Raw genomic sequence first — 23289 nt, forward strand, 5'->3', positions numbered from 1 at the left:
GGCGTCACCCCGCCCCGGCCGCCCGCGCCGCCTCGCGCGCCTCGGCGCGGGCCACCACCGCCGCCACGCCGTCGAGCACCAGCCGCAGCCCCCAGTCCGGCCGGCCGTCGTCGTCCTCGGCGACGGAGTCGGCGTCGAACGCCCCCGCGTCGAGCGCCTGCGCCAGCACGGGGTGCTCCTGCGGGTCCGTCACCGCGCGCAGCAGGGAGGCGTAGTCGACCAGCGCCGGGTGCGCGGCCGGCCCCGGGGTGCTGCCGTCGGCCTGCTGCGCGGCCGCGTACGCCCGCTCCGCCTGCGCCTCCGCGGCGACGACCTGCCCCTCGGCGAGCATGTGCAGCGACAGCCGGCCGACCACCGCCGTCCGCTCCGACCAGCTCAGCGGCGTGCTGTCGAGCGCCCGCAGCCCGCGCTCGAGGAACGCCACCCGCGCCGGACCGGGGAGCGCCGCGGCCGCGGGGGTCTGGACCGCCCAGGGGTGCCGCCGGGCCAGGTCGAGCTGGTCGGCGCACCAGCGCTCGAGCGCGGCCCGCCAGGCCGGGATGCCGTCGGGGGCCGCGGCGCCGGCAGCGTCGCCCGCGCCGCGCCCGCCCGCCCCGGGCCCGCCCGCGGCCGTCACCGCCTCGGCGAGCGCCGCGTCGAGCATCACGGCCAGCAGGTCGTCCTTGCTCGACACGTACCGGTAGAGCGCCATCGTCGTCACGCCGAGCCGCTCCGCGACCCGCGCCATCGACACCGCGCCCAGCCCGTCCGCGTCGGCCAGCGCGATCGCCGCCTCCGCGATCCCGGCGACCGTCAACCCCGGGCGCGGGCCGCGGCGCCCGACCGGGGCCGGGCGCCAGAGCACGGCGAGTCCGGGAGGCAGGTCCGGGCCCGCCTCCGCCTCGCCCGGCTCCCGCGCCGCGAGCGCGCGCAGCCGCGCCCGCTCGACCTGCCGGGCAGCGCGCTGCGCCGCGAGCTGCGCGTCGAGCGCGGCCCGCTGCGCCTCGCGCTCGGCGCGGTCGGCCTCGCGCTCGACCTCGCGGACGGCGCGCTCCTGCTCGGCGCGCAGCCGCTCGGCCTCCTTCTCGGCCGCGCGGGCGGCGCGGTCGCGGTCGCGCTGCGCCTTCTCGGCGTCCTTGCGGGCCCGCTCCCGGTCCTTCTCGGCCCGGGCGGCCTCCTTCTGCGCGGCGCGCTCGGCCTTCTCCCGGTCGCGCCGCAGGGCCTCGGCGTGCTTGCGGGCGTCCGGGTCGCCCGGGTCGGCGGGGTCGGAGGCGGTCGCGTCCGGGTCGGCCGGCCGCTCGTCGTCGGGCTGCATCGGGCTCCTTGACCGTGGGCGGATCAACTGTGTACAACATACACACCGCACCATCCGTGTACGACGTAGACAGAAAGGAGCCGGCGATGGACACCCCGATGATCGAGACCCGGGCGCTGCGCAAGGCGTTCGGGTCGACCACCGTGCTGACCGGCGTCGACCTCGCGGTCCCGCAGGGCCAGGTGCTCGCGCTGCTCGGGCCGAACGGCGCGGGCAAGACCACCACCGTCGAGATCCTCAGCACGCTGCTGCGTCCCGACGGCGGCACCGCGTCCGTCGCCGGGCACGACGTCGTGCGCGAGCCCGACCGCGTGCGCGAGGCGATCAGCCTGACCGGCCAGTACGCGGCGGTCGACGAGCTGCTGACCGGCCGGGAGAACCTCCGCCTCATGGCCCGGCTCGCCCACCTCCCGCGGGCCGTCGGGCGGGCCCGCGGCGACGAGCTCCTCGAGCTGTTCGACCTGGTCGGGGCCGCCGACCGGCTCGTCCGCACCTACTCCGGCGGGATGCGCCGACGCCTCGACCTCGCCGTCGGGCTGCTGACCCGCCCGGCCGTGCTGTTCCTCGACGAGCCGACCACCGGGCTCGACCCGCGCAGCCGGTCCGACCTGTGGGCCGTCATCCGCGAGGTCGTCGCGCAGGGGGCCACCGTGCTGCTGACCACGCAGTACCTCGACGAGGCCGACGCCCTCGCCGACCGCGTGGCCGTGCTCGACCACGGCCGGGTCATCGCGCAGGGCACCGGCACGGAGCTCAAGCGCGAGGTCGGCGCCGCGCACGTCGAGCTGCAGCTGGCCGGCGGGCGGACCGAGAGGGTCGCCACCGACGCCTCCGTGCCGGACGTGCGCCGCATCCTCGCCGACGTCGAGGTCCGCCGGCTGCCCGTCGAGTCCTGGCGGGTCGCCGTGCCCACGCTCGACGACGTGTTCCTCACCCTCACCGGCCGCCCGGCGGACGCCGTCCCGGCCACCGACGCGCCCGCGCCCGACGCCGCGGACCTGCTCACCCGGGAGGCGTCGTGACCGCCACCGCCCTCGCGCCCACGCGCACCGCCACGCGCCCGCCCGCCGGCGGGTGGGCGCTCCAGGACACCGCCGCGATGATCGGGCGGAGCCTGCGCCGGTCCCTGCGGACCCCCGACACCCTGATCATGGGCATCGCCCTGCCGGTGATCCTCATGCTGCTGTTCGTCTACGTGTTCGGCGGGGCCATCCAGACCGACCAGGCCGCCTACGTCGACTACGTCGTGCCGGGCATCATCCTGCTCTGCGCGGGCTACGGCGCCGCCACGACGGCCGTCTCCGTGGCGTCCGACATGACCGGCGGCCTGATGAACCGGTTCCGCACCCTCCCGGTGCGCCCGGTCGCCGCGCTGACCGGCCACGTCGTCGAGTCCGTCGTCCGCAACGCCGTGTCGACGGTCCTCGTCGTCGGCGTCGCCTACCTCACCGGGTTCCGGCCGACCGCCGGACTCGCGCAGTGGCTCGCGACCGCCGGCCTCGTGCTGCTGTACGTGCTCGCCCTCACCTGGACGGCCGTCTGCATCGGCATGGTGTCGTCGGGGCCGGAGGCCGCCAACGGCTTCACCTTCGCCATCATGTTCCTGCCCTACGTGTCGAGCGCGTTCGTCCCGCCCGAGTCCATGCCGCGGGTCCTGGAGTGGATCGCGACGTACCAGCCCGTCACGCCGGTGACCGACACCGTGCGCGCGTGGCTGGTCGGCGCGCCGGGCGGGCAGCCGCTCGTGGCGCTGGCGTGGTGCTCGGGGCTGCTCGTGGTCGCGCGCCTCACGGCGGCCTGGCTGTTCCGGCGGCGCGCGGCGCGCTGACGCGCGTCGGGGACCGCCGGCGCACCGTGCCGGTGGTCCCCGACGTCACAGCACGACGCCGAGACGCGCCGCGAGCCGCGCGGTGTCCGCGCGGTGCCGGGCGCCCTCGTCCCGGTACTCCAGGCACCACAGCAGCTGCTGGACCGCCGCGCGTCCGTCGGCGCCGTCGGGCGCTCCGGGCATCCCGTCCCAGAGGGCGGCCCGCGCCGCGTCGGCGTCGGCGGGACCGGCCCACGCGCTGTCCCAGTCGAGCACCGCCGCCAGCCGCCACCCGGGACCGTCCGGCCGCACCAGCACGTTGCCGTGGTGCAGGTCGCCGTGGACGAGCACCGCACCCGCGCCCCCGTCGAACAGGGCGCCGTGCCGGTCGAGCAGACGCTCGGCCGCGTCCAGCCGCCACCCGGCGGGGACCCGCCGACGGGTCCGCTCGCGCAGGGCGTCCCGCTCCGGCTCCCCCGGGGCGTCGAGCTCGCCGAACCCCGGCTGCACGGCCGCCCGCAGGCGCGCGAGGACCTCGGTGAGCTCGGCCAGCACCGCCCGCCGGACCGCGTCGCCCGCGTGCGGATGCACCTCGGACCACCCGCGCCCCACGACCCGCTCCGTCACGTGCACCTGCGTCCCGGCCACCTCCCGCGCGGCCACCGTGCGTGGCACGGGCACCCCGGCCGCCCGTGCGGACTCCTGCGCCCGCGCCGCCCGGAGCAGGTCGGGCGCGGCACCGGCAGGCGCGGTCTTCACGACGAGGGCCTCGCCGCCGGCGCCCGTCACGGCGCGCACCGACGCACCGCCGGCACCGGCGAGCGCCGAGGTCGTCCGGGCGCCCGGCCCGAGCACCGCCGCGATCACCTCGTCCACGAGCCCTCCTCCCGGACGCACCGGACCATCGTGGCAGCCCCGCCGCGCCGGGCGTCGTCCCCAGGACGCCACCCAGGGGGTGACCGCGGGCGTCCGCGGTGGTGGGATGGGTCGCATGACCGTCCCTCCCCCGGCGGGCGCCGCGCCCGGCCCCGTCCCCGCGCCCGGCCCCGACGCCGAGCCCGGCGGCGCCGTGCCGCCCGGCCGCGCGCTGGCCGTCGAGTCCGCCGGCGTCGACGTCATCGCCGACCGCGACCGCAAGGGCACCCCGCGCCAGCTGTTCTGGCCGTGGTTCGCCGCCAACGTGTCCGTGCTCGGCCTGTCCTACGGCGCGTGGGTCCTCGACTTCGGCGTGTCCTTCACCCAGGCCGTCGTCGCGAGCGTCGTCGGCATCGTGTTCTCGTTCCTGCTCTGCGGGGTCGTCGCGCTGGCGGGCAAACGCGGGTCCGCCCCGACGATGGTGCTGTCCCGCGCTGCGCTCGGCGTCAAGGGCAACCGGGTCGCCGCCGTGCTGTCCTGGCTGCTCACCGTCGGCTGGGAGACGATCCTCACCGCGCTGGCCACCCTCGCCACGGCCACCGTCGTGGAGGCGCTCGGCTGGGGCGGCGGCACCGGCGTCCAGGTCGTGGCCCTCGTGGTGGTCGCGGCGCTCATCATCGCGGGCGGCGTGTTCGGCTTCGACCTGATCATGCGGATGCAGACCGTCATCACCGTGGTCACCGCCGTGCTGACCGTCGGCTACGTGCTGCTCGTCCTCGACCACGTCGACACCGCCGCCGTCACCGCGCTGCCGTCCGGCACCGCCCAGGCGTTCATCGGGGCGCTGGTGTTCATGATGACCGGGTTCGGGCTCGGCTGGGTCAACATGGCCGCCGACTACTCCCGGTACCTCCCGCGGCACACCTCCGGGCGCGGCGTCGTCGGGTGGACCACGTTCGGCGCCTCGCTCGCGCCGGTCGTGCTGCTGCTGTTCGGTCTGCTGCTGGCGGGCTCGGACCCGGAGCTGCGCGCGGCGATCAGCGACGACCCGATCGGCGCGCTCACCACCATCCTGCCGACCTGGTACCTCGTGCCGTTCGCGGTCGTGGCGGTGCTGGGCCTCATCGGCGGGGCCGTGCTCGACATCTACTCGTCGGGCCTCGCGCTCGTCTCGACCGGCCTGCCGATCACGCGGCCCGTCGCCGCCGGGATCGACGGCGTGATCATGGTGCTCGGGACCGTGTACATCGTGTTCGGCTCCGACACCTTCTTCGGCGTGTTCCAGGGCTTCCTCATCACCCTCGGCGTCCCCATCGCGGCGTGGGCGGGGATCATGATCGCCGACGTCCTGCTCCGCCGGCGCGACTACGACGACCTCGACCTGTTCGACCCGCGGGGTCGCTACGGACGGGCCGCCGGGGTGCCGCTCACGCTGCTCGCGCTCGGCACCGTCCTCGGCTGGGGCCTGGTCACCAACGCGTCGGCCGGGTGGCTCTCCTGGCAGGGGTACCTGCTCGGGCCGTTCGGGCTCGGCGGGACCGAGGGCGCGTGGGCCTACGCGAACCTCGGGGTGCTGGTGGCGCTGGCCGTCGGGTTCCTCGGGACGGTGCTGCTGCGGCGCGGGGCGGTGCGACGGCAGGAGGCGCTGCCGCCGACGGCCGGCGCGGTGCGGGCGGGCGCGGGCTCGGATGAGGGCGCCGACCTGGGGATCACGCGGTGACGGCCGGGCAGGGGCACGAGGACGCGGGTGGCGCGGCGTCGGCGGGCGAGCGGGGCGCGGCGGTGGACCAGCACGGCGCGGCAGCGGCCGGCGAGCACGGCCCGGCCGGCGCGACGCCGGGGCGGGCGGTGCTCGTCGTGATCGACATGCAGCCCGTGTTCGCCGACCCGGGCAGCCCGTGGGCCGCGCCGCGGTTCGTCGAGGCGCTGCCCGTCGTCCGCGCCCTCGCGGAGCAGGCCGGCGCCGACCGCACCGTGTTCACGCGGTTCGTCGCCCCGGAGCACCCCGAGGGTGCGTGGGTGGCGTACTACGCCGACTGGCCGTTCGCCCTGCAGCCCGAGGACGCCCCGGCGTACGCGATCGTCCCGGAGCTGGCGGACCTCGCCGCGGCGTCGTCCGTCGTCACGGCGACGACGTTCGGCAAGTGGGGCCCGGACCTCGCGGCGCACCTCCGCCCGGGCGACACCATGCTGTTCGCCGGCGTCTCGACGGACTGCTGCGTGCTGTCGACGGCGCTCCCCGGCGGCCGACGCCGGCGTGGCCGTGCGCGTGGTGGCGGAGGCGTGCGCGGGCGCCGACGACGCGAGCCACGCCCGCGCCCTGGACGCGATCCGCCTCTACGCCCCGCTGGCCGACGTGATCGACGCGACCACGGCGAGCGCGATCCTGGCGACCACCACGGCCCCGCCGGCCTGACGTCCCCGGCCGCGCCGGCCGCACCGGCCGCACCGGCCGCGCCGGTCGCACCGGTCGCAGCGGTCGCGCCGGTCCCGCCGGCCGTCCAGGTCGCGCCATCGCGCCGAACACGCGAACACCGCGCTGCACCACGCGGCGGGCCTCGCGCGCCCGCCGCATCCCAGACCCGCGCGAGGTCGGCGGTTCCGCCCCGAGGTCGTCGGTTCCGCACCGGTCGCCGTGGCCGCAACCGCCGACCTCGGCGGGCGACGCGTGAGGTCGTCACAACCGAGCGACGTCGGTGGGAACCAGTGACGACCTCGTCCCGATGTGCCGACCTCACGCTCACGACACCGCGCCGGCGTGACGCGCCGCCGGCAGCGCGACGCCCGGGGCGCGCCCGACCCCGTGGGGCCGGGCGCCCACCCGGGCGTCGACGGTGCGTGCGACTCAGGCCTGGCGCTCGGCGGACTCCACGACGTTCGCCAGCAGCATCGCGCGCGTCATCGGCCCGACGCCGCCGGGGTTCGGCGACACCCACGCGGCCACCTCGGCCACGCCGGCGTCCACGTCGCCCGCGATGCGGCTCTTGCCCGTCTCGGGGTCCGACACCCGCGAGACGCCCACGTCGACCACCACGGCGCCCGGCTTCACCAGGTCGGCCGTGAGGATCCCCGGCACGCCCGCGGCGGCCACGATCACGTCGGCGTTCCGGGTGTGCTCGCCGAGGTCGGCCGTGCCGGTGTGCGTGAGCGTCACCGTGGCGTTCACGGCGCGCCGGGTCAGCAGCAGCCCGATGGACCGCCCGACCGTGGTGCCGCGCCCGATGACCGTGACATCCGCGCCCGCGAGCGAGACGCCGTGCCGGGTGAGCAGCTCGATGATGCCGCGCGGCGTGCAGGGCAGCGGGGAGTCGATCTCCTCGTTGACCCGGAGAACCAGCCGGCCCAGGTTGGTCGGGTGCAGGCCGTCCGCGTCCTTGTCGGGGTCGACGAGCTCCAGCACCCGGTTGGTGTCGATGCCGCGCGGCAGCGGCAGCTGCACGATGAACCCGGTGCAGGCCGGGTCCTCGTTCAGCCGCTGGACCGCGGCCTCGATGTCCTCCTGCGAGGCGTCGGCGGGCAGGTCCTCGCGGATCGAGGCGATGCCCACCTCCGCGCAGTCCCGGTGCTTGCCGGCGACGTAGGACACCGAGCCCGGGTCCTGCCCCACCAGCAGCGTGCCGAGCCCGGGCGTGATGCCGCGCTCCGCGAGGGCCGCCACCCGCTCCTTGAGCTCGCTCTTGATCGCGGCGGCCGTGGCCTTGCCGTCGAGCGTCTTCGCCGTCATGTCGCGGCCCCGGTCAGTACTGCTGCAGGCCGGGGTACAGCGGGAACGCGTCGGCCAGCTTGGCCACCCGCGCCCGCAGGCCCTCGACGTCGGCGGACGCACCGGCGGTCAGCGCGGACGCGATGATGTCCGCGACCTCGGTGAACTCGGCGTCGCCGAACCCGCGGGTCGCGAGCGCCGGGGTGCCGATCCGCAGGCCGGAGGTGACGCGCGGGGGGCGCGGGTCGAACGGCACCGCGTTGCGGTTCACCGTGATGCCGACGTCGTGCAGGAGGTCCTCGGCCTGCTGGCCGTCGAGCTGCGAGTTCCGCAGGTCGACGAGCACCAGGTGCACGTCGGTGCCGCCGGTCAGCACGGACACGCCCGCGGCGGCCACCTCGGGCGACACCAGCCGGTCGGCGATGATCCGGGCGCCGTCGATGGTGCGCTGCTGGCGGGCCTTGAAGTCCTCGCCGCCGGCGATCTTGAACGACACGGCCTTGGCGGCGATGACGTGCATGAGCGGGCCGCCCTGCTGGCCCGGGAACACGGCGGAGTCGATCTTCTTGGCGTACTCCTCGCGGCTCAGGATGAAGCCCGAGCGGGGGCCGCCGATCGTCTTGTGCACGGTGGACGACACGACGTCCGCGTGCGGCACGGGCGACGGGTGCAGACCCGCGGCGACCAGGCCGGCGAAGTGCGCCATGTCGACCCAGAGCTTCGCGCCGACCTCGTCGGCGATCTCGCGCATCGCGGCGAAGTCGAGGTGCCGCGGGTAGGCGGACCAGCCGCCGATGATCACGGCCGGGCGGTGCTTCAGCGCGGCCTCGCGGATCGCCTCGGGCTCGATGAGGAAGGTGTCCGGGTTCACGCCGTACGCGCCGACGTCGTAGAGCTTGCCGGAGAAGTTGATCTTCATGCCGTGCGTCAGGTGGCCGCCGTGCGCGAGCTCGAGGCCCAGGATGCGGTCGCCGGCGTTGGCGAGGGCGTGCAGCACCGCGGCGTTCGCGGTGGCGCCGGAGTGCGGCTGGACGTTGGCGTGCTCGGCGCCGAACAGCTCCTTCGCGCGGGTGATCGCCAGCGTCTCGGCGATGTCGACCTGCTCGCAGCCGCCGTAGTACCGGCGGCCCGGGTAGCCCTCGGCGTACTTGTTGGTGAGGACGGAGCCCTGCGCCTGCAGGACGGCGCGCGGGACGAAGTTCTCGCTCGCGATCATCTCGAGCGTGCCCTGCTGGCGGGCGAGCTCCCCGTCCAGGACCGCCGCGATCTCCGGGTCCACCTGGGACAGGTTCTGGTCGAGCAGGGGCGTGTTCTCGGCGCTCATGCGTCTCCTCGGCAGTCGGCGGGCGCGGTCTGTCGACCGCACACCGATCGATGGTGTGGGGTGACCGCGGGGCCCAGGCGTCCGACCCGACGTCGTGCTGCTGCGTCGCTCCCCGGTGGTGACCCACCTGTGCGCCAGTCGCGACCGGGTCAGCCTAGCAACGTCGCCGCCGGGGCGGGACGGGCCGTCCGCGGACCGGTCGCGGGACCGGGTTCACGCCGAGGCGGGCGCCTCCGCGTCGGCCTCGCCGAGGATCCGCCGCAGGTACGCGTACGTGAGGTCCCCGACCGTCTGGTCGTGCTCGTGCGTGTAGCCGTGCTTCTCGTACAGCGCGAGGTTCTGCACCGAGTCGCGCCCGGTGAACACCCAGATCTCCTCCACGTCCTCCGGCAGGTGCGGCAGGATCGCGAGCAGCAGCTGCGTCCCGATGCCGTGGCCCTGCTGGTCGGGCGCGACCGCGAACCGGCCGAGCGTGGCCTTCTTGCCCTCGAGCACGACGCGGATCGAGCCGACCAGGCGGTGACCGGCCCAGGCGCCCAGCGTGACGACGCCCTCGGCCGCGAGGTCCGCGCGCAGCTCCGACAGGGTCTGGGTCAGCGGCGGGATGTGCGGGTCGTCGTACTGCTGGGCCTCGGTGACGAACGCGGCGCGGCGCAGCGTCAGGAGCTCGCCGGCGTCGGCGTCGGCGATGGGCCGGATGGTCACCTCGGTGTCGCTCATGCCCCCATCGTCTCAGGACGTGCGCGAGGTCGACAGCCCGGAGGTCCCGATGTCGCCCGGATTCCACCCGGTGGACACCTCCGGCCCGCGGACGCCCCGGGCCGCCGCGCGTCGCGCGCGGGTACCCTCCCCTGCGTGACGACCTCGACCCCTGCGGCCACCTCCTGGGTGCTGTCGCTGTCCTGCCCCGACCAGCCCGGCATCGTGGCCGCCGTCGCGGGGCTGCTGGCCGAGCACGGCGGGAACATCACCGAGTCGCAGCAGTTCGGCGACCCGCTGTCGGGGCTGTTCTTCATGCGCGTCGAGGTCGCCGCCGAGCGGACCCGCGAGGAGCTGGAGCAGGCGCTGGCCGCGCTCGCCCCGCGGTTCTCCATGGACTGGTCGCTGGACGTCGCCGGCCGCAAGATCCGCACCCTGCTGCTCGGCTCGACCGCCGCGCACTGCGTCAACGACCTCGCGTTCCGGCAGCGGTCCGAGGGCCTGCCGATCGACATCGTCGGCCTGGTGTCGAACCACACCGCGCTCGCCGACCTGGCCGCGTTCTACGACATCCCGTTCCACCACGTGCCCGTCACGAAGGACACCAAGGCGGCCGCCGAGGCGCGGCTGCTCGAGCTCGTCGAGGAGCTGGACGTCGAGCTCGTCGTGCTGGCCCGGTACATGCAGATCCTGTCCGACGACCTGTGCCGCGCGCTGGCCGGGCGGGTCATCAACATCCACCACTCGTTCCTGCCGTCGTTCAAGGGCGCGCGCCCCTACGCCCAGGCCCACGACCGCGGCGTGAAGCTCATCGGCGCGACCGCGCACTACGTGACCGGCGACCTCGACGAGGGCCCCATCATCGAGCAGGACGTCGAGCGCGTGGACCACTCCCGCGGCGTCGCCGACCTGGTCGCGCTGGGCCAGGACGTCGAGCGCCGGGCCCTGGCCCGGGCCGTGCGCTGGCACGCGGAGCACCGGGTGCTGCTGGACGGGCACCGGACGATCGTCTTCCGCTGAGCGGGGTCTGATACTTTTTCATCAGACCTGATGAAAAAGTAGTAGACCGCGAGGTCACCCGTGAACCTGAGCGACCCGATCTCCGCTGTCGTCCCCAGCCTCGAGGGGCGGGTGCTCGTCGTCCTCAGCAGGGCCCAGGCGCCGCTGACCGGGTCCCGCGTGGCCGACCTCGTCCCTGGGGCGTCGAACCCCGGGGTGCGAGCGGCGCTGGGGCGACTCGTCGAGCAGGGCACGGTGCTGGCCGCCCGGTCGTCGCACGCCGTGCTCTACCGTGCGAACCGGGAGCACCTCGCCTGGCCCGCCATCGAGGCCGCGGTCCGCTTCGCCGCGCACACCCTCGACGCGCTGCGGGAACGGCTCGTCGCTCTCCTCGTCGAGCACCTGGGCCCGGATCGCGCGGCTCAGACCACCGTCGCGCTCTACGGCTCGGTCGCACGCGGGACGAGCGACCGGCGGAGCGACGTCGACCTGGTGGTGCTCACCCCCGACGATGTCACCGCCGACCAGGCGGAGCACCTGCTCCTCGACATCACCGTGGGTGTCGAGCGGTGGACCGGCAACGCCTGCTCCGTGTACGAGCTGTCCACAGATCGCCTGACGGCCCTTGTCCGGGCCGCCGACCCGATGGTTCGTTCGTGGCTGGACGATGCCACCACGATCAGCGGCCCAGACCTGAGGGAGCTGCTGCGAGCCCACGGAGCGTGACCACATGCCGCCACGGACGACGCGGATGACCCCGGCGTCCGCCCGCGAGCGCGCCGAGATCGCGCGCGAGCACCTGCGCGTCGCGGAGGAGCGGCTCGCGGCGTGCGCCGACGGGCCGTCCCGGGAGGCGAGCGTGTCCGCGGCGAACGCCATCAGCGCCGCGATCGCCGCGGCCGATGCGATCTGCGGCATCGCGCTGGGCCACCGCAGCAGCGGCCCCGACCACCGGGCGGCCGCGGCGCTGCTCGCGCAGGTCGCGGACGGCGCACCGCTCGCACGACGGCTGGTGCGGCTGACAGCGCAGAAGTCCCAGGCCCAGTACGGCGACTACGTCACCGCCCGGGTCGCGCGGGACGTCACGGCGTCCGCCGCCCGCCTCGTCTCGGCACTCCCCCAGTACGGCGTCTGACGCCGGCCGACGGCTCAGAGCGTCGCCGGCCGGGTCGTCGGCCGCGCGGCCCGCCCCGTCGGCGTGATCCCCGTGATCGCCGCGATGAGGTCCTCGTACGACGCGTGCTCGGCGTCGAAGTCGCCGTTGATCTTCCCGAGCCGCAGCACGACGATCCGGTCGGCGACGGCCTGCACGTCGACCATCGAGTGGCTGATCATCACGACGCCGAGACCGCTCTCGCGGAGCCGCTCGACCATGTTGAGCACCTCGGCGGTCTGGGAGATGCCGAGCGACGCCAGGGGCTCGTCCAGCACGACCACGCGCGGGTTCCCCACGAGGGTCCGCGCGACGGCGACCGCCTGCCGCTGGCCCCCGGACAGCGCGCGGACGGGCGCCCGGACCGACGGCACGCGGGCGGCGAGCTGGCTGAGCACCTCCCACGCGCGGCGCTCCATCCGCCGCTCGTCGAGGATGCCCGCGCGGCGGAGCTCCTGGCCGAGGAACAGGTTCTGGACGACGTCGAGGTTCTCTGCGAGCGCGAGGTCCTGGAAGACGGCCGCGATGCCGAGCTCCCGCGCGGCGCGCGTCGACGGCATGGTCACGGGGACGCCGCCGACCTCGATGTGGCCGGAGTCGGGGGCGAGGGCGCCCGACATCACCCGCGCGAGGGTCGACTTGCCGGCGCCGATGTCGCCGACGATCGCCACGACCTCATGGGCGTGGATGTCGAGGTCCACGTCGACGAGCGCGCGCACGGCGCCGTAGTTGCGGGAGACGCCCCGCACCGACAGGACGGGGGTGCCCGGTGCCCTGGTCATCGGTCCTCCTCCGCTGCGTCCTTGCCGCGTGCCGTGCTGCACCGGCTCATCCTGCCACCGCCATGGACTGGGCAATACCGGCGTGGTCCAGCGCGAGCGCCAGCGCCCCCCGCACCTCGGCCGCGGTCCCGAGCTCGGACACGACCACCTCGACCGGCCCGGCGGTGCTCGGCAGCGTCCGCTGCGCGAGCACGCTCCGGAACGTGTCCAGCAGGATCGGGCCCGCGTCGGCGAGCCGCCCGCCGACGACGACGAGCTCCGGGTCGAACAGGTTGCAGGTGTTCGCGGCGGCGACCGCGAGCAGCCGCCCGGCGTCCGAGATCACCCGCCGGCAGCCGGGGTCGCCGTCCTGGGCGCGGGCGATGACGTCCGACAGCGTGAGGTGCCCGTGGCTGGACTCCAGCATCCGCAGCAGGGCGGGCGCGCCGATGAGCGCGTCGAGGCAGCCGCGGTTGCCGCACCGGCAGATCGGGCCGTTGTCGTCGATGGTGATGTGCCCGAACTCGCCGGCCGCGCCCGTTCGACCGTGGAAGACGCGCCCGTCGACGATCAGGCCGCTGCCGACGCCGTGCGAGACCTTGAGGTAGGCGACGTGCCGCTTGCCCCGGGCGGCGCCGTGCCGCAGCTCGGCCAGCGCGCCGAGGTTGGAGTCGTTGTCCACCTGGACGGGCACGCCGAGCCGGCGCTCGAGCACCTCGGGCACGGACACCCCGTCCCAGCCGCGGAGCACGCCCACGGACACGATGCGGCCGGTGACCGGGTCGACGGGGGCCGGCACCCCGACCCCGACGGCGAGCACCTCGGACATGGTGGCGCCGACCGAGTCGACGAGCTCGGTGAGCAGCAGCGACGCGCGCTCCAGGCCCGCGTCGGCGCGGTGGTCCGGGGGCAGCGGCATGCGCTGGTCGGCGACGACGCGCTGGGCGACGTCCGCGATCGTGACCCGCAGCGACCGGGAGCCGAAGTGGATGCCGCCGACCAGCCCGAGGTTGCGCGCGAGGGTGACCTGCTGGGCCCGGCGGCCGCTGCGGGAGGTGGGCGCCGTGGCGAGCACGCCGGCGCCGGTGAGCTCCTTGACGATGTTCGACACCGTGGCGGGTGACAGCCCCGTGACACCGGCCAGCTCGACCTGCGTGAGTGAGCCACGCTGCTGGACGGCACTCACGATCCGGGCCCGGTTGGCTTCACGGAGTGAAGATTGCGATCCCGGGGTCACTCTCTCGGTGCCCACGTAGCCGAGGATACAGGCGCCACGACCCCGATCCGCACGCCGCACACCACCCACGCAGATGCGTTCGAGAGGTGACGACACCGGCGTCCTGGACACGGCGACGGCCGCCGCCCGCGGGGTGCGGGTGGCGGCCGTCGAGGGTCGTGCGGCGCGGGGGTCAGCCCAGGCGCGCGGCCAGGTTCTCGTCGAGGGCCGCGAGGAAGCCCTCGGTGGTCAGCCACTCCTGCTCCGGGCCGACCAGGAGCGCGAGGTCCTTGGTCATCTTGCCGCTCTCGACCGTCTTCACGACGACGTCCTCGAGCGTCTCGGCGAACTGGGTCACCTCGGGGGTGCCGTCCAGCTTGCCGCGGTGCTTGAGGCCGCCGGTCCACGCGAAGATCGACGCGATCGGGTTGGTCGACGTCGGCTTGCCCGCCTGGTGCTGGCGGTAGTGCCGGGTGACGGTGCCGTGCGCGGCCTCGGCCTCGACGGTCTGCCCGTCCGGGGTCATCAGGACCGAGGTCATCAGACCGAGCGAGCCGAAGCCCTGCGCGACGGTGTCCGACTGGACGTCGCCGTCGTAGTTCTTGCACGCCCAGACGTAGCCGCCCTCCCACTTCATGGCCGAGGCGACCATGTCGTCGATGAGGCGGTGCTCGTAGGTCAGGCCGGCCTCGGCGAACGCCGCGGCGTACTCGGCGTCGAAGACCTCCTGGAACAGGTCCTTGAACCGGCCGTCGTAGGCCTTGAGGATCGTGTTCTTGGTCGACAGGTACACGGGGTAGTTCCGCTGCAGGCCGTACGCGAACGAGGCGCGCGCGAAGTCGCGGATCGACTCGTCGAAGTTGTACATGGCCATCGCGACGCCGCCGCGGTCCGGGTAGGTCACGACCTCCTGGCGGATCGGCTCGGAGCCGTCCTCCGGCGTGAAGGTCAGGGTCAGCGTGCCGGCGCCCTGCACCACGAAGTCGGTCGCCTTGTACTGGTCGCCGTGGGCGTGACGGCCGATGATGATCGGCTTGTTCCAGCCCGGCACCAGGCGCGGGATGTTGCTGATGATGATCGGCTCGCGGAAGACCACGCCGCCGAGGATGTTGCGGATCGTGCCGTTCGGGGAGCGCCACATCTTCTTGAGGCCGAACTCCTCGACCCGGGCCTCGTCCGGGGTGATCGTCGCGCACTTGACGCCGACGCCGTGCTCCTTGATCGCGTGCGCCGCGTCGACCGTGACCTGGTCGTCCGTCGCGTCGCGGTTCTCGATCGACAGGTCGTAGTAGCGCAGGTCGATGTCGAGGTACGGATGGATCAGGCGGTCCTTGATGAACTGCCAGATGATCCGCGTCATCTCGTCACCGTCGAGCTCGACGACCGGTCCAACCACCTTGATCTTCGCCATGCGGGCCAGATTACTTGACGTCGAGAGACTTCGCGGGCGGGCCGGCCGCGAACCGACCCGCATCCAGGCGACGCACAGCGATCGGTGGCATGCTCGAACCGTGTGCCCGACCGGGCGGTGCGCTGCGCGCCCGCAGGTCGGACCCGGTGCGGGGCCGCCGAACGGCGCGGCCCGCGCCCGTCATCGCACCCGGACGAACGGATGATCATGTCGCAGGACAAGCCCGAGCCCGACGAGGCCCCGGACGCCCCCACCGGCGCGACCGACCCGCAGCAGGGCACCCCGGCCGAGCCCACGGCCCCGGCCGCCCCCGTGACCCCGACGCCGTCCGCGCCGCCCGCCGGCTCGGCCGTCCCCGCACCGGCGCCGGTGAGCGCCCCGGCGCCCACCTCCACGGCCCCGGCCGCGGCTCCCACCGCAGCCCCCGCACCCGCGGCGGCCCCGGCCCCCGCGGCGATCCCCGTCGGGTACGGCGCCGCCAGCGGCTACGGCACCGCGTCCGCCGTCGCCGACGAGGACGAGATCGAGATCGAGGCCGTCCGCGCCACCCTGACCGGGCCGTCGCTCGTCGCCCGGGTCGGCGCCGAGGTGTTCGGCACGTTCGTCGTCGTCCTCGCGGGCGTCGGCTCGGCGCTGTTCGCGTCGGTCAGCGGTGCCGGCCCCGTCGGCATCGCGCTCGGGTTCGGCTTCGGCACGATCGCGGCGTTCGTCGCGGTGTCGCACGTGTCGGGCGGGCACTTCAACCCGGCGATCACGCTCGGCAGCACCCTCGCCGGTCGCACGCCGTGGTCGCACCTGGTGCCGTACTGGCTGGCGCAGCTCGTGGGCGGCGCGCTCGCGTCCGCCGTGCTCTTCGTGACCGCGACCTCGCTGCCGGCGCTCGAGGGCAACGAGCGCACCTTCTTCAGCAGCACCGCCAACGGCTACGGCGCGCACTCCCCGATCGCCCAGTCCACGGGTGGCGAGGGCTTCAGCATGGTCGCCGCGCTGCTGCTCGAGGGCGTGCTCGCCGCGGTCCTCGTCGGTGTCTACCTCGGCGCCACGGACCGCCGGGGCCGCACCCGCCAGCAGGCCGCGTTCGCCGTCGGCCTCACGGTCGCGTTCGGGATGCTCGTGGCCTACCCGGTCACCGGCGGCTCGCTGAACCCGGCACGCTCGACGGCCGCGGCGCTCTTCTCGGAGTCGTGGGCCTGGGGCCAGATCTGGGTGTTCTGGGTCGCGCCGCTGGTCGGTGCCGCGCTCGCAGCGCTCCTGTACCGCGCGTTCGCGACCGCCCCGGCGGACGACGACGTGCTCGACGAGGACCTGGAGATCGACGAGGTCGAGGTCGAGGTGCAGCCGGCGCGCTGACGCCTGCACGCGCCCGCGCAGGGCGGCGATCCCGGACGGGGTCGCCGCCCTGCGTCGTCCCCGGGGCCCGCCCCCGCGCGGCTCGCTCCCCGGTCCGGTGGTTCCCGCCGGGTTCGGCGGCTCTCGCCGGGTGCGGGGGCCGGAGGCACCGAACCGGGGTGCCCGGCGCCGCGCGGCACCGGGCCGCGGGGTCAGAGCGAGGGCACGACCTGCGACAGCACGCCGATCGCCAGGGCGAGCCCCGCGAGCACGGTCACGTCCACGGCGCGCCGCCGCACGACGAGCGACGCCGGCGACTTCCGCACGACCGCCCGGACCACGGCGCAGCAGGCGAGGAAGCAGGCCAGCGCGAGGGCGCCGGTCGGGGTGCCGGCCGCGAGCGAGAGGGCGACGCAGAACAGCACCGCGCCGGCGATCACCCACAGCGACCAGTTCCGGTCGGCCGCCAGGGACGCGCGCGCGATCGCGCGCGGGTCGAGCGGCTCGCCGTCGGGACCGAACCGCTCGTCCTCGGGGGACGGCCGGTCGACGGGCGGGGTGAGCGGCGCGGGCGGGTCGGCGGCGGGCGCGGGCGCGGTCCGGGCGGCGGGCGTCACGGCACCGTCGTGGCTCACGCGCGTCTCCCTCCCGCGGCGCGCGAGGAGCCGCGCGCCGTCACCGCCGAGGCTACCGCGCCCTGCCCGCAGGCCCGGCGCGGCCCGCGTCGCCGCAGGCTACGGTGGCCGGGTGCCTGAAGCCGGTCCCGCCGCCGCCCGCCCCGACCACGGCTCCGGGACGCCCGGCCCGCCGCGCTCGGTCGTGGTGGTGGGCGCCGGCATCGCGGGCGCCCGGACGGTGCTCGAGCTGCGCGCCCAGGGCTTCGACGGCCGGGTGACGCTGCTCGGCGCCGAGGGGGTCGCCCCGTACGACCGGCCGCCGCTCTCCAAGCACCTGTTCGACCGGCCCGCGCCCGCGTGGCTCGCCGACGAGCTCGGCGCCGACGCGCTCGCCGCCGCCGACGACGTCCGGCTGTCCGCACCCGCGACGAGCCTCGCGGTCGACGACGACGGCGTCCGGGTCGGCACCGCGGCGGGCGACGTGGCCGCCGACGCGGTGGTCGTGGCCACCGGGGCCGCCGCCGTCCGGCCGCCCGGGTGGGAGCACGCGGTGACGCTGCACACCGCGGCGGACGCCGAGCGGCTTCGCGCCGCGCTCGGGTTCCCGCACGGGCTCGCCGCGGCCGGCGGCCCGACCACGGGTGGCCCGGCGACCGGCGGCCCGGACGAGGGAGGCCCCGGCGCGACCGCCGCGGACCCCGCCACCGCCCGGCGGCTCGTGGTCGTCGGCGCGGGCTGGGTCGGTGCCGAGGTGGCGACCGTCGCCGCCGCGGCCGGGGTGCACGTGACCGTCGTCGAGGCCCGCGAGGCGCCGCTGATGACCGCGCTCGGCGCGGAGGTCGGCGCGCTGACGGCGCCGTGGTTCGCCCGAGCGGGCGTGCGGCTGCGGACCGGGGTGCCGGTCGCCGCGGTCGAGCCCGGCGCGGTGCGGCTGGCCGACGGGACGGTGCTGCCCGCGGACGTGGTGCTCGCCGCGATCGGCGCGCGCCCGGCGACGGGCTGGCTGGCGGGCGCGCTCCCGCTCGAGCCCGACGGGTCGGTGGCCGTCGACGAGCGGCACGCCCCGGTCGGCGGCTCGTGGCGGGTGCGGGTGGTCGGCGATTCGGCCCGGCGCCGGTCCGCCCGGCACGGCTGGGTGCCGGGCGGGCACTGGGACGCCGCGCTGCGCGGCCCGGCCGTCGCAGTCGCCGGGATCCTCGGCCGGGACGCCGCCGAGTCGGACCTCGCCCCGTACGTGTTCTCGACGCAGCTGGGGCACGAGCTCGCGCTCTACGGGCTGCCGGGCGCCGGGGACGACGTGGTGCTGCGCGGCGACCCCGCCGGCGACGACGGCTGGACCGCGCTGTGGTTCGCCCCGGGTGGCCCCGAGGGGACCGGCACGCTGACGGCGGTGTTCGCGGTCGACCGGCCCCGGGACGTGGGGGCCGCGCGCCGGCTGCTGGCGGGCGCCGCGCTCCCGGTGCTCGACCGGGCGCGAGCGGCCGACCCCGCGGTGCCGCTGGCCAAGGCCCTCGCGGGCTGAGGCCCGGCGGGCCCCGCCGACGCTGTCCCCGGGCTCCCGTCTCCCGCGGTGCCCCCGCTACGGACCGGTGGTCTCCGTGACCTGCGGGGACGGCTCCTGGGACGCGCCCTCGGTGGGCGACTCCGTCGGCGACACGCTCGGCGAGGCGGACGCCTCGGCCTCCGCGGCGAGCTGCGTGCTCACCTCCTCGATGAACGCGAGCAGCGCGTCCGCGTCGCCGAGGTCGCCGGTGTACTGCTGCCCACCGACCAGCACGACCGGGCTCGTGGTGACGCTGCCGACGTCGTACGGCACGGAGCCGGCCGCGCGGGTGGTCGCGTCCTGGGCCCAGTCGGTGAAGTCGCCGTTCGTCACGCAGTCCGCGACGGCCGTGTCGGTCACGCCGGCGTTCTGCACGAGCGCGACCAGGTCGTCGTCGGCGAGGCCGTCCTCGTCGAGGTCGGGCTGCGCGGCGAGCAGGGCGTCGTGCACGGCGAGCGCGCTGTCCGGGGTGGTGTCGGCCACGCACGCCAGCGCCCCGGCGGCGCGGGCGGAGTAGTCGCCCGTGGTCTGCATGGTGCCGAGCAGCGAGTCGTCGGCGGCCGCGGTCGCGGACGGTGCCGGGGACGCCGTCGCGGAGGGCGACGGCGAGGCGCCCGTGCCCGTGCGCACCGCCGCCCCGTCGAGCAGCGCCAGCGGGTGGATCTCCAGCGTCGCGTACCCCGCGGTCACCCACTGCTCGACCGACGCCGAGTTCGCCGCCCAGAACGTCTCGGCCTCGGGCGACCGGTAGTCGAGGTAGAGGACCAGGTCGAGCACGCCGCTGCTCCGGTCCACCACCGTCGCGACCGGCGACGCCCCCGGGTCGAGCGCGCTCGTGCGGCTCGCCGCCACCGCGCTGCCGTCGCCGGTGAGCACGAGCCCGTCCGACAGCATGTTGTGCGGCCCGACCTGCCCGGCACGGACCGACGCCTGCACCGCGAGCGCCGCGACCACGCCCACCGCGACGACGGCCGTCCCCGTGCCGGCCCAGCCGAGCCGCCGGTTGCGCCGCCGGCGCAGCGCCTGGCGTTCGCGCTCGAGGCGCGCGAGCTCCCGGGCGAGCGCCTTGCGGTCCTTCTTGGGCAGCTTCTCCTGGGCCGGGGGTCGAGAGCTCATCGGTCGCTTCCTGTGCGGGGTCGGGCGTCGGGCGCGCCGCCGCACCGCGGCGCCGCGCCCACCAGCGCCGACGCTCCCGCCCGCACCTGCCGGGACGCTGGGCCGCACCTGGGCGCGCCCTGTGCGTCCCGCGCGCGGCCGCGCCCTCACGCCGCGCCGCCGCACCGGCCCGGCCCGGCCCCGCCGCCGCCGAGATCGGACCGTCCCGCCGAGGTAGGACCGTGGACGGCCCGATCTCGGCGAAGAGGTCCGATCTCGGCGCAGAGCAGACGAGCCGGGCCAGGAGCGAAGCGGCCGTCAGGCCCGGCGGAAGCGGAGGGTGACGAGCTGGAACGGCCGGAGGTCGAGCGCGACCGCCGCGCCCGCCGCCCCGGCCGCCCCAGCGGCCTCGTCGCCGGCCCCGGCCACCACGGCCCGCGGCTGGACCTCGCGCTCCAGCAGGTCCACCTCGGTCACCCCGGCGGCGTCGAAGCCCGCGGTCACGGTCGCCCGCGCCCGCCCGCCGTGCGCCTCGTACAGCCGGACGACCACGTCGCCCGAGCCGTCGTCCGCGAGCTTCACGGCCTCGACGACCGCCCCCGGCCCGTCGACGGTCACCAGGGGCGCGACGTCCCGGCCGCCGCGGACCTCGCGCACCGGCAGGTTCGCCCGGTACCCGTCGACGACCGCCTCGGGGATGCCCGCCCCGACGTGCAGCACGGACAGGAACCGGTGCCGGCCCTGGTCGGCCTCGGGGTCCGGGAACAGCGGGGCCCGCAGCAGCGACTGCCGGAGCACGGTGGCGGTGCCGCCGTCCTCGCCGACCACGCGCGTGACGTCGTGGCCGTAGGTCGCGTCGTTGGCGACCGAGACCCCGTACCCCGGCTCGCCGACGTGCAGCCAGCGGTGCGCGCAGATCTCGTACCGCGCCTCGTCCCAGGAGGTGTTGGTGTGCGTCGGCCGGTGCACGTGGCCGAACTGGGTCTCCGCCGCGGACCGGTCGGCGTGCACGTCGAGCCCGAACGCGAGCTTGAGCAACCGCTGCCGCTCGTGCCAGTCGACCTCGGTGACGATCTCGACCGCGCGGGTGCCGGGCCGGAAGGTCAGCTCCTGCACGATCGTGGAGTCGCCGACGGTGCGCGAGGTCCGGACGACGGCGCGGTCGGGCTTCTCGGCGACCACCTCGACCGAGTCCGCGTCGAGCAGGTCCTCGACCGTCCGCCGGTACTCGGCGTCGATGTCCCAGGCGTCCCACTGCCGGGGCACGTCGCGGTGCACCTGGAGCAGGTTGGCCAGGTGCCCGGGCGCGACGGCCTCCCGGTCGGCGGCCAGGTCGCGGACGGACGCGAGCTGGCCGCCCGGCGTGAGCCGCACGTCGAGCGCGTCGGTGCGCACCCGCAGCGCGTCGCCCTCGCGCAGCACCTCGACCGCCCCGGCCGCACCGACCGCCCCGGCCGGGCCGCCGACCGCGCCGTCGACCGCCACCGTCCCGCCCAGCGCCGGCACCCCGTCCCGCGCGTGCGGCGCCGCGTTCAGCCGCACCGTCCGGTCGCCGTCGCCGACCAGGGCCGCGAGCGCCGCGTCGATCAGCACGGTCGCCCGCGCCTCGACGTCGGCGTACGCCTCCTCCGCCTGCCGGTACACCCACCCGATCGACGACCCGGGCAGGATGTCGTGGAACTGGTGCAGCAGCACGACCCGCCACAGGGCGCGCAGCTCGTCCGCCGGGTAGGCGGCGCCGGCCCGGACCGCCGCCGTGGCGGCCCACAGCTCGGCCTCCCGCAGCAGGTGCTCGCTGCGCCGGTTGCCGCGCTTGGTCCGCGCCTGCGAGGTGTACGTCCCGCGGTGGTACTCGAGGTACATCTCCCCCGACCACGCCGCGGGCGGGCCCCCGGCGTCGGCGAGCTCGGCCTCGGCCCGCGCGAAGAACGCGTTCGGCGAGCCCAGCTCCACCTCGGGCAACCCGCCGAGCGACCGCGCCCGGTCGGCCGCCGCGAGCATCTCGCGCGTCGGCCCGCCGCCGCCGTCGCCCCAGCCGAACGGCACCAGAGACTCCGAGGCGACGTCCTTGTCCGCGAAGTTCCGCTCGGCGTGCGTGAGCTCCTTCGGCGACAGGTCGGAGTTGTAGGTGTCGATCGGCGGGAAGTGCGCGAGCACCCGCGACCCGTCGATGCCCTCCCAGTGGAAGGTGTGGTGCGGCATCCGGTTGGTGTCGTTCCAGGACAGCTTCTGCGACAGGAACCACCTCGAGCCCGCGGCCCGCACGATCTGCGGCAGCGCCCCGGTGTAGCCGAACGAGTCCGGCAGCCACACGTCCTGCGTCTCGACGCCGAGCTCGTCGAGGAAGTACCGCTTGCCCTCGACCATCTGCCGGGCGAGCGCCTCGCCGCCGGGCATGTTGGTGTCCGACTCGACCCACATGCCGCCGACGGGCACGAACTGGCCGGCGGCGACCTTCTCCTTGATCCGCCCGAACAGCTCCGGGTGCCGCTCCGCCACCCAGGCGTACTGCTGCGCCGACGAGCACGCGAACACGAAGTCCGGCCGCTCGTCCATCAGCGCGACGACGCTGGCGAACGTCCGCGAGCACTTCCGGACCGTCTCCCGCGCCGGCCACAGCCAGGCCGAGTCGATGTGCGCGTGCCCGGTCGCGAGCACCCGGTGCCCGCCCGGCGCGGCCGGCACGTCGAGCACGGGTCGCAGCACCGCCCGGCCCGCCGCGGCGGTCCCGGCGACGTCGGCCGGGTCGACCGCGTCCACGACCAGGTCCAGCGCGCGCACCACCCGGGCGTGCCGGGTCGAGGCCGGGTCGACGACCTCGACCAGCCCGAGCACCGCGAGCAGGTCCTGCCACAGCTCCCAGACCTCGACGTCCCGCAGCACCACCTCGGCGGAGCGCAGCGCGTACAGCGGGTCGGTGCCGGCGGTGAGCGGGTCGCCGAGCGGCGTCGGCCCGTACCAGGTGCTGCTGCCGACGTCCGGGTTGCCCGCGGCCTCGACGTAGACGTCGACCCGGTCCTCGGACCACGGCACCGCCTGGTTCCGCGGTGACAGCCCCTTGACGGCGACGCCGTCCGGTCGGAGCACCAGGCCCTCCGCCTGGAAGCCCGGTTGGGTCGTCGTGAACCCGAGGTCGATCGCGAGCTCGACCGCGTGCCGGCCGGCGCGCACCTCGTCGGAGCCGAGCCAGCCCGACGGCACGTCGCCGGTCATCCGGAACCACGTCGTGCTCCACGGCGCGCCCCACGGCGTCCCGGGCGGCGCCGCGGCGTACTCCTGCGCGACCGCCGTGCCGAACGGCACCGGCTCCCCCGGCGCGGTCCAGGCGGTGACGTCGAGCGGCGCGCGGCCGGCGACGACCGCCGGGGCGAGCCGCTCGTGCAGGAACCGCTGGACGCGCTGGACGACGGCGGCAGAGTGCTCGACGGGCATGGTGGACCTTCCTGACGGCGTGCGGTGATCGAGTCGAGAGGGCGGGGGCGG

At 76.0% G+C, this 23289-nt stretch carries 20 protein-coding genes, 1 pseudogene and 1 riboswitch; of the genes and pseudogenes, 10 read left to right on the top strand and 11 right to left on the bottom strand.

All coding sequences use genetic code 11. The annotated features are described in order from the left end of the window. Positions 1-4: 4 nt before the first annotated feature. Complete coding sequence (locus FKM96_RS04655; protein WP_147794252.1) at positions 5-1294, bottom strand: TetR/AcrR family transcriptional regulator; 1290 nt, start codon at positions 1292-1294, stop codon at positions 5-7. An 86-nt stretch (positions 1295-1380) separates the two neighbouring features. Between FKM96_RS04655 and FKM96_RS04660 the strand changes: the two genes are divergently transcribed. Both FKM96_RS04660 and FKM96_RS04665 read left to right on the top strand, forming a co-directional pair. After that, positions 1381-2316, top strand: coding sequence for an ATP-binding cassette domain-containing protein (locus FKM96_RS04660; RefSeq protein WP_147794253.1), 936 nt, complete (start codon positions 1381-1383; stop codon positions 2314-2316). Next, positions 2313-3122 (top strand): ABC transporter permease, encoded by an 810-nt coding sequence (locus FKM96_RS04665; RefSeq protein WP_246855202.1) that lies wholly within the window; start codon positions 2313-2315, stop codon positions 3120-3122. Before FKM96_RS04660 ends, FKM96_RS04665 begins: the two co-directional genes overlap by 4 nt. A 45-nt stretch (positions 3123-3167) precedes the next feature. On the opposite strand, the gene FKM96_RS04670 is transcribed toward FKM96_RS04665, so the two are convergent. After that, complete coding sequence (locus FKM96_RS04670; protein WP_168216883.1) at positions 3168-3977, bottom strand: phosphotransferase; 810 nt, start codon at positions 3975-3977, stop codon at positions 3168-3170. 115 nt (positions 3978-4092) lie between these two features. Here FKM96_RS04670 and FKM96_RS04675 point away from each other — a divergent pair, with 115 nt between their 5' ends. The 3 genes and pseudogenes from FKM96_RS04675 to FKM96_RS22125 all read left to right on the top strand — a co-directional run bounded on the left by FKM96_RS04675 (position 4093) and on the right by FKM96_RS22125 (position 6372). Beyond that, positions 4093-5676, top strand: a complete 1584-nt coding sequence (locus tag FKM96_RS04675; protein WP_147794255.1) for a cytosine permease — start codon at positions 4093-4095, stop codon at positions 5674-5676. Between the two features lie 146 nt (positions 5677-5822). After that, a pseudogene (locus FKM96_RS22120) lies at positions 5823-6134 on the top strand (cysteine hydrolase); the annotation flags it as partial. A gap of 79 nt (positions 6135-6213) precedes the next feature. Beyond that, positions 6214-6372 (top strand): hypothetical protein, encoded by a 159-nt coding sequence (locus FKM96_RS22125; RefSeq protein ID WP_371300493.1) that lies wholly within the window; start codon positions 6214-6216, stop codon positions 6370-6372. A gap of 429 nt (positions 6373-6801) precedes the next feature. Here the strand turns inward: FKM96_RS22125 and FKM96_RS04685 are convergent, their stop codons facing one another. The 3 genes from FKM96_RS04685 to FKM96_RS04695 form a co-directional block, all read right to left on the bottom strand. Further along, positions 6802-7680, bottom strand: coding sequence for a bifunctional methylenetetrahydrofolate dehydrogenase/methenyltetrahydrofolate cyclohydrolase (locus FKM96_RS04685; RefSeq protein WP_147794256.1), 879 nt, complete (start codon positions 7678-7680; stop codon positions 6802-6804). Positions 7681-7693: 13 nt separating this feature from the next. Continuing rightward, positions 7694-8983, bottom strand: coding sequence for a serine hydroxymethyltransferase (gene glyA / locus FKM96_RS04690; protein ID WP_147794257.1), 1290 nt, complete (start codon positions 8981-8983; stop codon positions 7694-7696). Between the two features lie 64 nt (positions 8984-9047). Beyond that, a riboswitch (ZMP/ZTP riboswitch) is annotated at positions 9048-9135 on the bottom strand. A gap of 61 nt (positions 9136-9196) precedes the next feature. Beyond that, positions 9197-9703: a GNAT family N-acetyltransferase gene (locus tag FKM96_RS04695; protein WP_147794258.1), complete on the bottom strand. Its 507-nt coding sequence runs from the start codon at positions 9701-9703 to the stop codon at positions 9197-9199. Positions 9704-9838: 135 nt separating this feature from the next. Here FKM96_RS04695 and purU point away from each other — a divergent pair, with 135 nt between their 5' ends. The 3 genes from purU to FKM96_RS04710 are packed head-to-tail and all read left to right on the top strand — an operon-like array spanning position 9839 to position 11816. Beyond that, the gene (gene purU / locus FKM96_RS04700; protein WP_147794259.1) at positions 9839-10702 is read left to right on the top strand and encodes a formyltetrahydrofolate deformylase; all 864 of its coding nucleotides are present in this window, start codon (positions 9839-9841) and stop codon (positions 10700-10702) included. Positions 10703-10762: 60 nt separating this feature from the next. After that, positions 10763-11407, top strand: a complete 645-nt coding sequence (locus FKM96_RS04705) for a nucleotidyltransferase domain-containing protein (RefSeq protein ID WP_147794260.1) — start codon at positions 10763-10765, stop codon at positions 11405-11407. 4 nt (positions 11408-11411) lie between these two features. Beyond that, on the top strand, positions 11412-11816 hold the full coding sequence (locus FKM96_RS04710; protein WP_147794261.1) for a hypothetical protein: 405 nt from the start codon (positions 11412-11414) through the stop codon (positions 11814-11816). A 14-nt stretch (positions 11817-11830) separates the two neighbouring features. Here the strand turns inward: FKM96_RS04710 and FKM96_RS04715 are convergent, their stop codons facing one another. The 3 genes from FKM96_RS04715 to FKM96_RS04725 form a co-directional block, all read right to left on the bottom strand. Continuing rightward, complete coding sequence (locus FKM96_RS04715) at positions 11831-12616, bottom strand: ATP-binding cassette domain-containing protein (protein ID WP_147794262.1); 786 nt, start codon at positions 12614-12616, stop codon at positions 11831-11833. A gap of 46 nt (positions 12617-12662) precedes the next feature. Continuing rightward, entirely contained in the window at positions 12663-13901 is a 1239-nt protein-coding gene (locus FKM96_RS04720; protein ID WP_371300523.1) for an ROK family transcriptional regulator, read from the bottom strand. A gap of 103 nt (positions 13902-14004) precedes the next feature. Continuing rightward, positions 14005-15222 carry an NADP-dependent isocitrate dehydrogenase gene (locus FKM96_RS04725; protein WP_147794264.1) on the bottom strand — a complete coding sequence of 406 codons (1218 nt, stop codon included), beginning with the start codon at positions 15220-15222 and terminating at the stop codon, positions 14005-14007. 207 nt (positions 15223-15429) lie between these two features. Here FKM96_RS04725 and FKM96_RS04730 point away from each other — a divergent pair, with 207 nt between their 5' ends. After that, entirely contained in the window at positions 15430-16572 is a 1143-nt protein-coding gene (locus FKM96_RS04730; protein WP_147794265.1) for an MIP/aquaporin family protein, read from the top strand. Between the two features lie 191 nt (positions 16573-16763). On the opposite strand, the gene FKM96_RS04735 is transcribed toward FKM96_RS04730, so the two are convergent. Beyond that, positions 16764-17186, bottom strand: coding sequence for a DUF3017 domain-containing protein (locus FKM96_RS04735; protein ID WP_147794266.1), 423 nt, complete (start codon positions 17184-17186; stop codon positions 16764-16766). 112 nt (positions 17187-17298) lie between these two features. Between FKM96_RS04735 and FKM96_RS04740 the strand changes: the two genes are divergently transcribed. Then, complete coding sequence (locus tag FKM96_RS04740; RefSeq protein WP_147794267.1) at positions 17299-18690, top strand: FAD-dependent oxidoreductase; 1392 nt, start codon at positions 17299-17301, stop codon at positions 18688-18690. 57 nt (positions 18691-18747) lie between these two features. Here FKM96_RS04740 and FKM96_RS04745 read toward each other — a convergent pair whose 3' ends face one another. Next, on the bottom strand, positions 18748-19827 hold the full coding sequence (locus FKM96_RS04745) for a thioredoxin domain-containing protein (RefSeq protein ID WP_147794268.1): 1080 nt from the start codon (positions 19825-19827) through the stop codon (positions 18748-18750). Between the two features lie 297 nt (positions 19828-20124). Then, complete coding sequence (locus FKM96_RS04750) at positions 20125-23238, bottom strand: glycoside hydrolase family 38 C-terminal domain-containing protein (protein WP_147794269.1); 3114 nt, start codon at positions 23236-23238, stop codon at positions 20125-20127. Between the last annotated feature and the right edge of the window lie 51 nt (positions 23239-23289).

Source organism: Cellulomonas sp. Y8, assembly GCF_008033115.1.
Lineage (GTDB): Bacteria > Actinomycetota > Actinomycetes > Actinomycetales > Cellulomonadaceae > Cellulomonas.